This is a genomic window from Cupriavidus sp. 05T313, assembly GCF_056396665.1.
Window position 1 is genome coordinate 1 of sequence record NZ_JBFTLX010000235.1, and the last position, 12,725, is coordinate 12,725.

The 12,725-nt window shown below is 67.3% G+C and carries 6 protein-coding genes and 1 pseudogene; 1 reads left to right on the forward strand and 6 read right to left on the reverse strand.

Annotated features, from left to right (window positions below; translation table 11 throughout):
• Window positions 1–299 precede the first annotated feature (299 nt).
• Window positions 300–3,893, reverse strand: coding sequence for an indolepyruvate ferredoxin oxidoreductase family protein (locus tag AC1DKD_RS33205; RefSeq protein WP_477144205.1), 3,594 nt, complete (start codon window positions 3,891–3,893; stop codon window positions 300–302).
• 327 nt (window positions 3,894–4,220) lie between these two features.
• On the opposite strand from AC1DKD_RS33205, the gene AC1DKD_RS33210 reads away from it, so the two are divergent.
• A complete protein-coding gene (locus AC1DKD_RS33210) occupies window positions 4,221–6,044 on the forward strand; it encodes an NYN domain-containing protein (protein WP_477144206.1) in 1,824 nt (607 codons plus the stop codon).
• A gap of 134 nt (window positions 6,045–6,178) precedes the next feature.
• On the opposite strand, the gene gspF is transcribed toward AC1DKD_RS33210, so the two are convergent.
• The 5 genes and pseudogenes from gspF to AC1DKD_RS33235 form a co-directional block, all read right to left on the reverse strand.
• Complete coding sequence (gspF, locus tag AC1DKD_RS33215; RefSeq protein WP_441632984.1) at window positions 6,179–7,396, reverse strand: type II secretion system inner membrane protein GspF; 1,218 nt, start codon at window positions 7,394–7,396, stop codon at window positions 6,179–6,181.
• Between the two features lie 16 nt (window positions 7,397–7,412).
• Window positions 7,413–8,951 carry a type II secretion system ATPase GspE gene (gene gspE, locus AC1DKD_RS33220; protein WP_477144207.1) on the reverse strand — a complete coding sequence of 513 codons (1,539 nt, stop codon included), beginning with the start codon at window positions 8,949–8,951 and terminating at the stop codon, window positions 7,413–7,415.
• Between the two features lie 8 nt (window positions 8,952–8,959).
• Window positions 8,960–11,371 carry a type II secretion system secretin GspD gene (gene gspD, locus AC1DKD_RS33225; RefSeq protein WP_477111208.1) on the reverse strand — a complete coding sequence of 804 codons (2,412 nt, stop codon included), beginning with the start codon at window positions 11,369–11,371 and terminating at the stop codon, window positions 8,960–8,962.
• Between the two features lie 34 nt (window positions 11,372–11,405).
• Window positions 11,406–12,173, reverse strand: a pseudogene (gspN, locus tag AC1DKD_RS33230) (type II secretion system protein N); the annotation flags it as partial.
• Window positions 12,173–12,712 carry a type II secretion system protein M gene (locus AC1DKD_RS33235; protein ID WP_441632988.1) on the reverse strand — a complete coding sequence of 180 codons (540 nt, stop codon included), beginning with the start codon at window positions 12,710–12,712 and terminating at the stop codon, window positions 12,173–12,175. The pseudogene gspN and the gene AC1DKD_RS33235, both read right to left, overlap by 1 nt.
• Between the last annotated feature and the right edge of the window lie 13 nt (window positions 12,713–12,725).

Genomic DNA, 12,725 nt, shown 5'->3' on the forward strand with positions numbered 1-12,725 from the left:
CTCATAGGGTGAAGTTCACCGGGCTGCCGATGCCAGAAGATACGGGCATCGCTCACCAGTAAGGGCCAAGTTTGGCCGTCAGCGGACGAAAGAGTCGATCAATGCGATTCAGGCGCTGCGGGACGAAGGACACTGAGTTTCGCATAACGAGATGTGCAGTGCCATCTTGCAGTGTGAAGCGCGTATTGGCTCCGACAGCAGCCACGCCGGAAACAAAAAGACCCCACATTTCCAAAAAATGTGGGGTCCGACAACAACCGAAGCGCCCCCTCGCGGCAGCGCTCCGTTCAACCTGAAACTCAAGCCACCTGCTGCGCCGACTCCGGATGCCGGAACTGCTCCAGCAGCGCCGTCCAGCGCGTACGCACCTTCGCCAGGTTGTCGTCCTTGACATGCCCGAAGCCGCGAATGTCGTCCGGCAGGCTCGCCAGCGTGATCGCGGTTGCGTGGTTGGCCGCGCTCAGGCCGCTCGTCAGCTCGTCCAGCAAGGCACGATACTCGCCGATCAGCGCGCGTTCGGTGCGGCGCTCGGCGGTCTTGCCGAACACATCGAACACGCCGCCGCGCAGGCCTTTCAGCCTGGCGAGCACGCCGAAGAGCTTCATCGTGGACGGGCCGAAGCGGCGCTTTACCAGATGCCCCTTCTCATCGCGCTTGGCCATCAGCGGTGGCGCCAGCCAGAAATTGAGCTGGTAGTCGCGGCCGGGCTCGCCTTCGAACTGGTTGCGCAGCTTGTCGAGGAAGACCGGGTCGGTATAGAGCCGCGCGACTTCGTACTCGTCCTTGTAGGCCATCAGCTTGGCAAGATTGCGCGCCGCCGCTTCGGTCACCGGCAACGGCTTGCCGCTGCCGACCAGCGCGCTTTCCGTTGCGCGCACACGGTTCACCGCGTCGCGGAAGGTCTGCGCGTATGCCGCATCCTGATAGGCAGTCAGGTGTTCGGCGCGGTACGCAATCAGCTTTTCCAGCATGGCGCCGGAGGAGGTGGGCAGCTTGACTACCTCGGCGCCTTCGGCGGTGCTGCGCAGTTTGCCGGTGAGCGACAGCACATGCTCAGGGTCGTGCGCCATGTGGCGGCCCCAGTCGAATGCCGCCTTGTTCTTTTCCACCGCCGTGCCGTTGAGTTCGATGGCGCGCACCAGCGCGTCCAGCGATAGCGGCAGCCATCCCTTCTGCCAGGCGTAGCCCAGCACCAGCGGGTTGGTAAAGATGGCGTCGCCGATCAGCGCCACGGCCAGGCCGCTGGCGTTGATGAAGTCACAAGCTTCGCCGACCGCGTTGCGCACATCCTGTTCTGCCGACAGGCCGGGGAACTGCCACTTGGGGTTCTTGATGAACTCGGCGGTGGGCGTCTGCGCGGTGTTGATGACGGCACGCGTGCGCCCGACCTGGGTCTTGGAGATGACGTCATCGATGGCGCTGACGATGGCGTCGCAGCCGATCACCAGGTCCGCCTCGCCCATGGCGATGCGGGTGGCGTGGAGCTGGTCGGGATGCGCCGCGATCTGCACGTGCGACAGCACCGCACCGCCTTTCTGCGCCAGGCCCGCCATGTCGAGCACGGTCACGCCCTTGTTCTCCAGGTGCGCCGCCATGCCCAGCAGGCCGCCGATGGTGACGACGCCGGTGCCGCCTACGCCCGTGACCAGCACGCCAAAGGGATGGTCAAGCCCAGGCAGCACGGGTTCCGGCAATGCGGGCAGGTTGTCCATCGACACGCCGTGGCGCTCGGGCTTCTTCACCTGCGCGCCTTCCGCCGTGACGAAGCTCGGGCAGAAGCCGTTGACGCACGAGAAGTCCTTGTTGCACGATGACTGGTTGATCTGGCGCTTGGTGCCAAGCTCCGTTTCCAGCGGTTCCACCGACAGGCAGTTGGACTTCACCGAGCAATCGCCACAGCCTTCGCAGACCGCGTCGTTGATGAAGGCGCGCTTTGCCGGATCGGGGTAAGTGCCGCGCTTGCGGCGGCGCCGCTTCTCGGTGGCGCAGGTCTGGTCGTAGATCAGGATGGTGGCGCCGGGCACCTCGCGCAGTTCGCGCTGGATCCTGTCGAGCTGGTCGCGGTGATGCACTTCCACGCCTTGCGGCAGCTTGATGGCCGCGCTGTATTTCTCTGGCTCGTCGGTGACGAYGACGATCTTTTTCGCGCCTTCGGCCGCGACCTGGAAGGCAACGTCCTGCACCGACAGCTTGCCGTCGACGGGCTGGCCGCCGGTCATGGCCACCGCGTCGTTGTAGAGGATCTTGTAGGTGATGTTGACGTTGGCAGCGATCGACGCGCGGATCGCCAGCAGCCCGGAGTGGAAGTAGGTGCCGTCGCCCAGGTTGGCGAACACATGCTTGTCGCCGGCGAAGGGCGCCTGCCCGATCCATGCCACGCCTTCGCCGCCCATCTGGCTGAAGGTGCTGGTGCTGCGGTCCATCCACACCGTCATGTAATGGCAGCCGATGCCGGCCAGCGCGCGCGAGCCTTCGGGCACGTTGGTCGACGTATTGTGCGGGCAGCCCGAGCAGAACCAGGGCTTGCGCTCGGCCGCCACGCGCGGCACGGCCATGGCTTTTTCCTTGGCCTCGATCACCGCGATGCGCGCGGCAATGCGGGCGCGCACGTCCGACGGCAGTTCGAACTTTTCGAGCCGGGTGGCGATGGCGCGCGCGATGATGGCGGGCGACAGTTCATAGTGCGCCGGCAGCAGCCAGTTGCTCTGCGGGATCGACCATTCGCCGCCTGCGTTGTCCTTTTCGTCAAACTTGCCGTAAACCTTGGGCCGCACATCGTCGCGCCAGTTGTACAGCTCTTCCTTGAGCGCGTACTCCATGATCTGGCGCTTTTCCTCGACCACCAGGATTTCCTGCAGGCCTTCGGCAAAGGCGCGCGCGCCGTGCGCTTCCAGCGGCCACACGCAGCCCACCTTATACAGGCGGATGCCGATGCGCGCGCAGGTCTCGTCGTCCAGGCCCAGGTTGGCCAGCGCCTGGCGCGTGTCGAGATAAGCCTTGCCGCCCGTCATGATGCCGAAGCGGGCATGCGGCGAATCGATCTCGATACGGTCGATCTTGTTGGCGCGTACATAGGCCAGGCCGGCGTACCACTTGTAGTCCAGCAGGCGCGCCTCCTGTTCCAGCGGCGGATCGGGCCAGCGGATATTGAGGCCGCCCGGCGGCAGGATGAAATCCTCCGGCAGCACGATTTCCACGCGGTGCGGATCCAGTTCCACCGAGGCCGACGATTCCACCACGTCGGTCACGCACTTCATCGACACCCACAGGCCGGAGTAGCGGCTCATGGCCCAGGCGTGCAGGCCGTAGTCGAGGTATTCCTGCACGTTCGAGGGGTAGAGCACCGGCAGGCCGCAAGCCTTGAAGATGTGCTCGGACTGGTGCGCCAGCGTGGACGATTTGGCCGCGTGGTCGTCGCCCGCCAGCACCAGCACGCCGCCGTGCTTCGAGGAGCCGGCGGAGTTTGCGTGCTTGAAGACGTCGCTGGTGCGGTCCACGCCCGGACCTTTGCCGTACCACATGCCGAATACGCCTTCGAACCTGGCGTCCGGGTACATATTGACCTGCTGCGAGCCCCATACGGAAGTGGCGGCCAGATCCTCGTTCAATCCCGCCTGGAACACGATGTCGTGCGCGGCCAGGTGCTGCTTGGCCTTCCACAGCGATTGGTCCAGCGCGCCCAGCGGCGAGCCGCGATAGCCGGAGATAAAGCCCGCGGTGTTCAGGCCGGCGGCGCGGTCGCGCTCGCGTTGCAACATCGGCAGGCGTACCAGGGCCTGCGTGCCGCTGATATAGACGCGGCCGCGTTCTAGCGTGTATTTATCTTCGAGGGAAACGTTTTCGAGCGCGCGGCGGAGGGCGTCGCTGACCGGAGGGGTCAGTGGGGCATTCATAGGTGCTCCTCTATGGGGCATGCAGTCGGGATCGCCGACTCACTTCAGTTGTGGGCGACCGTGCGCCGCCTCTTGTGAAGGCGGAAAACGGCCGTGTCTCTTTGGCGCATGGTAGCACCGCGCCGGAGGGCGCGGCACCTTGCGATGCAGCAAAAAGTGCGGCTGCGCGGGGCGTGGTTTCCCGTATGGACACGCTTCGCGTGTACACTGCGTTGCAAACAGGTTTACGCAACAAACGGGCAGATGCGAGCCGGGCGTCATATCTCAAGGGATCACGCCGTGGTGCAACCCGCCCCATCCGAGGCCGACCGGCCTCCAGGACCCAACATGACTATTTCCTCCCGCCAGGGCACTGCGACCCTGGCTGTGCTGATCGACGCCGACAATGCGGCGCCCGCCATCGTCGAAGGCCTGCTGGCCGAAGTCGCCAAGTATGGCGTGGCCGCCGTCAAGCGGATCTACGGCGACTGGACCAAGCCCAACCTGGCCGGCTGGAAGGAGCGCCTGCTCTCGCACTCCATCCAGCCGATCCAGCAGTTCCGCTACACGGTAGGCAAGAACGCCACCGATAGCGCGATGATCATCGACGCGATGGACCTGCTGTACACAGGCCGCTTCGACGGCTTCTGCATCGTTTCCAGCGACAGCGATTTCACTCGCCTGGCCTCGCGTATCCGCGAGCAGGGGCTCACCGTGTACGGCTTCGGCGAACGCAAGACGCCCAAGCCATTCGTCACGGCCTGCGACAAGTTTATTTTTGCCGACGTGCTGCGCAGCGACAGCGATGCCGACACCGATACGGAATCCGACGGTGCCGCCGCGCCYGCGCGCAAGCGCAACAGCGGTGAGCTGCGCCAGGATTCGCGCCTGGTGCGCCTGCTGCAAAGCGCCTCGCAAGCGGTGTCGGACGAAGAGGGCTGGGCCACGCTCGGCGGCATGGGCAACCATATCGCCAAGCAGGCACCCGAGTTCGATTCGCGCAACTATGGCTATGGCAAGCTCTCCGAGTTGGTGGCTGCCACCGGCCTGTTCGAAGTCGAGACTCGCAACGGCGGCAACAACAAGACGCTGTGGGTGCGGCTGAAGCGCCGTTCGAAGCCGGGTGAGGGCGAGGCTCGTCAAGGTGAAGACCGTCAGGGCGAGGGTCGCCAAGGCGAGAACCGCCAAGGCGAGAACCGTCAAGGCGAGAATCGTCAGGGCGAGAACCGCCAGGGCGAGAACCGCCAGGGCGAGAACCGCCAGGGCGAGAACCGCCAGGGCGAGAACCGCCAGGGCGAGAACCGCCAGGGCGAGAACCGTCAGGGCGAGAACCGCCAGGGCGAGAACCGCCAGGGCGAGAACCGTCAGGAGGAGAACCGCCAGGGTGAGAATCGCGAGCGGCGCGAAAAGCGCGGTCGCCGTAACGACAACCGTCGCGGCGATGGTCRTCAAGGCGATGATCGCCTGGCTTCCCAGCAACAGTACGGATCGCGCCCGGCGCCCGCGCAGCAGCCGGCGCTGCCTGTCCAGCCCGCACCGCTGCCCGAACTCGCTGCCCCCGCGCCCGTGAGCCAGCCTGTCGCCACCTTCGTGGTCGATCCGATGGATGCCCTGGAGCGTGAAGCGCTGGCCCTCGATGGCGATGAGCAGCAGGCAGATGAACAGACGGAAGTCGAGTCCGGCGATACGAACGGTGCGCGCCGCCGCCGGCCGCCGAAGCCCGAGGTCACGCTGAGCGAGATCCCGTGGCCAATCGACCGCTCGATCTTCGTGGCGCCGTCCGCGACGGTGGTAGCGCCGGTCGTGGAGGCAATCGAAGTCGCCGAGGTGGTCGAGTTTGTCGAAGCGCCAGAGGCATTCGAACCGATCGAAGCTGCCGAGCTGATCGAAGCCGTCGAATCGGTGGAAGCCGTGGAAGAGGTGGAAACGGCTGAAGCCGTCGAAGCGAGCGTGCCAGAGACCAAGGCAAAAGCCAAGGCGCCGGCCCGGGCCAAGAAGGCTGCCGCGCCTGCCAAAAAGGTAGCAGCCAAGAAGTCTGCGGCTCCCGCCAAGAAGGCAGCTGCGCCCGCGAAGAAAGCGCCGGCAGCCAAGAAGGCGCCGGCAGCCAAGAAGGCCGCCGCCGCGGCACCTGCCAAGCGCGTGCCGAAGAAGGCCGCCAAGGCTGCCGAATAGGCTATGGGCGGTGAAGCCGAAGTACGCCTTTGCGGGTGGCTTCGGCTCCCAAGCCTCAGTAGAAACAAGAAATGCAAAACGGCGCCCGAAGGCGCCGTTTTGCATTTCGCCCGCTTGCGCGGCAAAGCGTGGCCCTACCGCACCAGCTGATTGATCTCGATAATCGGCATCAGCACCGCCAGCACGATCAGCAGCACCACCACGCCCATGCTGAGGATCAGCAGCGGCTCCAGCAGGCTGGTGAGGAACAGCGTGCGGCGCTCCAGCTCCGCGCCTTCGCCCTGCGCCGCGCGCTCCAGCATGATCGGCAGGTTGCCGGTGGCTTCGCCGGAGCGGATCAGATGCACCAGCACCGAGGGAAACTGGTTCTGCGCCGCCAGCGCGCGCGCCAGCGAGGCGCCTTCGCGCACGCGCATGGTGGCATCATCCACGTTGGCCTTGAGTGCCTCGTTGGTCAGGGTTTCGCCGGCTGCCTGCAAGCTGCGCAGGATGGGCACGCCGGCCGACACGAGAATCGCCAGCGTGCTGGCGAAGCGCGCGGTGTTGTAGCCCCGGATCAGCTTGCCGACCAGCGGCGCGGTCAGCAGCCAGCGGTGCCACTCCAGGCGCACACCGGGCTGCCGCAGCAGACTGCGTATCCCCAGGCTTACGGCCACCATGAACGCCAGCGCGGCCCACCACCAGTTGCGCACGAAATCCGACAGCGCCAGCATGATGATGGTCAGTGTCGGCAACTTCTGCTTGGTGTTGGCGAATACGCTCACCACCTGCGGCACCACGTAGGACAGCAGGAAGATCACGATGGCGAAGGCCACCACGGTAACGATGGCGGGATAGGTGAAGGCCAGCCGGATCTTGGAGGTCAGCGTGTTGCGCGTCTCGATATAGTCGGCCAGCTTTTCCAGCACCAGCCCGAGGTGGCCCGAGTGCTCGCCGGCGGAGACCAGCGCGCGGTAGATGTCCGGAAAATCGCGCGGATGATGCAGCAGCGCCGCCGAGAGCGAACTGCCGCCGACCACGTCGGCGCGGATGCCGGCCAGCAGTTCGTGCACGTAGCTGCGCTCGGCCTGGTCGGCCAGCGCCGCCAGCGCTTCGTCCAGCGGCAGCCCGGCCACGATCAGGCTGGCGAGCTGGCGCGTGAACAGCGCCTGTTCCTGCGTGGACAGCCGCCGCACGAAGGCGGCGGTGCTGCTCTTCTGCACGCCGCCGACGCCCGCCAGCGGATCGACGTTGAGCGGCGTCAGGCCGCGTGCGCGCAAGTGGACGCGGGCCTGCTTGGGGCTGTCGGCTTCGATCACCCCGCGGTCGGTCTTGCCGGCGGCGTCGACTGCCTCGTAACGATAGGCTGGCATGGATGCGGGCCGTCCCTTAGTCGCGCGTCACGCGCAGCACTTCTTCCAGCGCGGTGGCGCCGGAATCGATCCAGCGCTGCGCGTCGTGGCGCATGGTGTGCATGCCACCCTCCAAAGCCACTTTCTTGATTTCCGATTCGGCCGCCTGGCGGTGAATCATGGTGCGGATCTCGTCGTCGACGCTCAGCAGCTCGTACACGCCCATGCGGCCCTGATAGCCGGAGTGGCCGCATTTGTCGCAGCCCACCGCGTGCCAGATGCGTTGCAGCGGTTTGCCTTGCGCAAGCAGCACTTCCGCTGCCTCGGGCGTGACCTCGACCACTTCCTCGCGCTTGCAGTGCTGGCAGAGCCGGCGTACCAGCCGCTGCGCCAGCACGCCGAGCAGCGACGACGAAAGCAGGAACGGCTCGATGCCCATGTCGACCAGGCGCGTCACCGCCGAGGCGGAATCGTTGGTGTGCAGCGTGGCCAGCACCAGGTGGCCGGTCAGCGATGCCTGCACSGCSATCTGCGCGGTTTCCAGGTCGCGGATTTCACCGATCATCACCACGTCCGGGTCCTGGCGCAGGATAGCCCGCAGCGCCTTGCCGAAGGTCATGTCGATGCGCGGGTTGACCTGGGTCTGGCCGATGCCGTCCAGGTCGTACTCGATCGGGTCCTCCACCGTCATGATATTGGTGGTGCGCGAATCGAGCCGCGACAGCGCGGCGTACAGCGTGGTGGTCTTGCCCGAGCCGGTCGGCCCCGTCACCAGCACGATGCCGTGCGGCTGGCGGATCAGGTGATCGAAGCCGGCCAGCGTGTCCGGCGCCATGCCGAGCTTGGCCAGGTCGAGGCGGCCTGCTTCCTTGTCCAGCAGACGCAACACCGCGCGTTCGCCGTGGCCGGTGGGCAGGGTGGAGACGCGCACGTCCACGGGGCGTCCGCCCACGCGCAGCGTGATGCGGCCGTCCTGCGGCAGGCGTTTTTCCGCGATGTCGAGCTGCGCCATGATCTTGATGCGCGAGATCAGCGCGCCGTGCAGCGCCTTTTTCGGGCGCACCACGTCGCGCAGCGTGCCGTCCACGCGAAAGCGCACCACCGAGGAAGACTCGAAGGGCTCGATATGGATATCGGAGGCGCCTTCGCGCGCGGCCTGGGTGAGCAGCGCGTTGATCATGCGGATGATGGGCGCGTCGTCCTCGGATTCAAGCAGGTCTTCCACCGCGGGAATGTCCTGCATCAGCCGCGACAGGTCGACCTCGCCTTCCACCTCGCCAACCACCTGGGCGGCGCTGCCGCTGTCCTGGCGGTTGTACGCCTCGGACATGGCAAGTTCGAGCGCCTCGGGTTCCAGCACGCGCAGGCGCAACGGCCCGTGCACGCGCGCCACTTCGGCCAGCGCCGCGGGCGAAGTGGCGCGGCTCACCCACACCTCCAGGCCATCGGCGCGCTGGCGCGCGATCAGCAGGCGCGCCTCGCGCGCGAAGCCGTACGAGACCAGCCGCGCGGCGATGGTCGACGGTGGCTCCAGCACGTCGTCGGACGCTGCGGCGGGGGCGATGCTTGTTGCCATGGCTTGTCTCAGTTCACCGCGCGGGTGGAATCCACCGTCGCGTTGCCAAGGTTGACGCCCGGCGGCGGCGTGCCATTGCCCGACGGGTTCTGCGTGCGGGGTTGCGGTTGCTGCTGCGATTGCGGCAGCGTCTGTTCCAGCGGCAGCGGACCCGGCACCGGCCCGCGCGAGCGCGGGTCGACGAAGGGCGACATCGGCGCATCCGCCGGCGGCAGCACCGGCGTATTGCCGTCGCGCACCATGATGTTGGGCGACACAAAGCCTTGCTGCAGGGTGCGCATGTAGTCGTAGCGGTCCTGCGTCAGGCGGTCGGTGGCGCCGGCGGTGCGCATCACGTACGGCCGCAGGAACACCAGCAGGTTGGTCTTGCCGCGGTTCTTGTTCTCGTAGCGGAACAGCCCGCCGATCAGCGGCAGGTCGCCCAGGCCCGGCACCTTCTGCACGCCGTCTCCGTAAGTGTCTTCGATCAGGCCGCCCAGCACGATGATCTGGCCGTCGTCGACCAGCACATTGGTTTCGATCGAACGCACATTGGTGGTCGGGCCCTGGGTGAGGGCGGCGGTGCCTTGCACCACGGACGACGACTCCTGGTAGATCTGCATCTTTACCAGCCCGCCGTCGGTGATCTGCGGCTTGACCCGCAGCGTGATGCCGACGTCCTTGCGGTCGAAGGTCTGGAACGGCGTGACCGACGCGGCGCCGCCGGTCTGCGCGTAGGAACCGGTGGTGATCGGGATGTTCTGGCCGATCAGGATCTTGGCTTCCTCGTTCTCCAGCGTGATCAGGTTTGGGGTGGACAGCAGGTTGACACTGCCGTCGGCGCCAAGCGCGTGCAGCAGGGCGCCCAGGCCCATCGCCTTGTTGACGAGGCCGAGGTTCAGGCCGGCCAGGTCCGGGATCAGGCCCGAGACCGCAGGAATGGCCGCTGCGCCGCCTGCGTTGATGGCGGCGGCGGCGCCGGTCAGGTTGATGATGTTCTGGCCGCCGGTGCCGAAGTTGGTGCCGGCAAAGACGTTGGTATTGCTGCCGCGCGAGTTGATCAGGCCTTGCCACTGGATGCCGAGCTGGCCGGTCTGGGTGGACGACACCTCCACGATCATCGATTCGATATAGACCTGCGCGCGCCGGGCGTCCAGGTCTTCGATCACTGTGCGCAGGTTGCGGTAGACCGGTTCRCTGGCCGTGATGATGAGCGAGTTGGTGGCCGGGTCGGCCTGGATGATGCCCCCGGTGGTCGGCAACGTGTTGGTGGCGAACGAGTTCGCGAATGCCGAACTGCCGGAGCCGAAGCCGGGGCCGGAGCCGCTGCGCGACGTGCCTGTGGTGCCGCCGGTGTACTGGCCGCTGGTCGGCGCCGAGGTGTTGAGCAGCCCGGTGCCGCCGGTGGCGCCCGCGCCGGCCGCGCCAGGCGTGCCGGACTGGTTGGTGTTGAAGGAACCGTCGGCTGCCACGATGGCGCGCAGCGTCAGCGCCAGCTTGGTGGCTTCGGCGTTTTTCAGCGGCACCACCCAGATATTGCCCGGACGCGCGTAAGGCTGGTCGAGCTTCTCTATGAGCTGGCGCGCCTGCTGCAAGCGTGCCCGGCTCGAGGCGCGGATCATGAGCGAATTGCTGCGCGGCTCCGCTACCACCGAAGTGCGCAGGCTGGCATCCGCGGCGGCCGCGGCGCCGCCAGCGGCGCCGGCCGCGCCCGGGTCAAGCAGCTTTTGCAGCACCAGCGCGGTATCGCTGGCAATGGCATTCCTGAGCGGCACCAGCTCGACCTCGCCAGAGGCGGGCGCGTCGATGGCGGCAATGATGCGGGCCAGGCGCTGCAGGTTTTCCGCATAGTCGGTAATGACCAGCGTGTTGTTGGCCGGGTAGGCAGTGATGGTGTTGTTGGGCGCGATCATCGGCCGCAGCACCGGCACCAGGTTGTTGGCCGACTCATAGTTGAGGCGGAACACCTGGGTCACGACCTGGTCGCCGCGCGACCTGCCACCGCCTCCGATCACGATCGGCGAGCCCTGCAGCTTGGCGTCGGCTTCCGGCACCACCTTGGTGAAACCGTTGCTCTCGACCATCGCGTAGCCCTGCATGCGCAGCACCGAGCCCAGCGTTTCGAGCGCCTGCGAGCGCGACACGGGTTGCTCGGTCACCAGGTTCACGGAGCCCTTGACGCGCGGGTCGATGACAAAGTTCTTGCCGGTGGCCTGTCCCACCGCCTTCACCACCGATTCCAGGTCGGCGTTGACGAAGTTGAGCACGACCTGGTCGCGGTTGCGCGGGGTCAGGTCCGGCGGCTGGCCGGGCTGGGCGGCGGGCTGGCTCGGTTGCTGGGCCCACAGCGGCGCGGGTGCCAGCAGGGAGAGGCCGCATAGCAGCGCGGTGGCGCGGGCGCAGCGGGTCTTGAGCGAAGGTCGAAGGGCTTGGGTTTTCATATTCGGTTCCGGGCTGCGGGCGGCGGCGCGAAGGTTTCGCGCCGGCGTCGGGGTCGGCACGGGCCGTGCCCTCGAAACGCGCGTGGCGGCCCAGGGTGCCGTTGCCTTGCAGGTGCAGCGGCCCGGCGAGGGTAGTCAGTTGCAGCTTGCCGTCGGCGCCGGCCCAGTCGATCTCGGCGCGGTAGCTGCCGAGGGGGCGCAGGCGGCTGACAGCCGATGATACTTGGTCGAGCCGCAGGGTCACGTGGCCTGTCAAGCCGGCAGCGCCGCCCGGCTTGCCGGGCTGGCCAAAGAAGCGGCCTTGCAGCGTGGACCAGTCGATGCGCATCAGTCCGTCCGGGCGCAGCGTGTTGAACGGCGCGCCGACGCCTTCGAGCAGCGATGCGGGCAGGCGGATGGCGCCGGCTTGCGCGGTCCAGCCGAATGGCGTGACCGCCACGCCCACCGGGCCGCTCATGGCCTCCGAGTGGGTCACCACCACGCGCAGGGTGCCGGTCAGCAACGGCAAGAACGCCACCGACCATTGCAGGCGGCCGGGCAGCACGGTGGCGGTCTCGCTGCCGGCGCCCGCCGACAGCGCCAGGGTGGCGCTGCCTTTCCAGATCGAGCCATCGGCATCGGCCAGCAGCACGCGGCGCTGGCTGCGGCTGGCGATGCTGTCGGCGATCCATGCTGCGGGGAATGCCGCCAGCACGGTCAGTGCCACGGTCACGCAGCCGAGCGCCAGCCAGCCCACGCGCCGCCAGCCGCGAGGGCTGCGGACGCGGCGGCGGGGCAGCCTGAGGGCTTCCAGGCGCGCCATCAGCCGCGCCCGCCCGGGTTGCCGGTGGGGCCTTGCAGGGTTGCGGTGACATTAACCACGGCAGTGGGGCCAACGTAAACGATACGGGTATCGATCACCTTGAGGCGCTGCTGCTGACGCACATCCTGCAACCAGCTCGCGACCGAGCCGAAGGGCACCTTGTCGAGCTGGACCTGCACGCTGTTGTCGCCGGTGCCGGCCAGGCGGGTGGCCTTGAGGCCATGCTGGGCGAGGCTCTCCTGCAGCGCCTGGTTCAGCGCCTCGCCGCGCAGCGACGGCGCCGGGCTGGCCGCCAGGCCGCGCGCTTCCTGCGCCAGCGTTTCCATCTCGGCGAGGTCGCTGCGCAACTGCGGCAGGCTGCGCTGCAGCTTGGCGCGCCCTTCGGCGGCGGGCTCCCACAGGACGGTATAGCCGATCACCAGTGCCAGCACGGCGCTGCCGCCAGCCAGGATGGCCTGTTCACGCGGATTGCGCGCCGACCAGAATGCGTCGAAACGCTCCTGCCAGCGCTGCGGCACGCGCGGGCGCAGGCGCGCCAGCCGCTCCGCGGCG

Bases quoted from the DNA above. Each gene is read 5' to 3' on its own strand.
- gspF (WP_441632984.1), bottom strand. From the start codon at position 7,396: ATGCCAGCCTATCGTTACGAGGCAGTCGACGCCGCCGGCAAGACCGAC.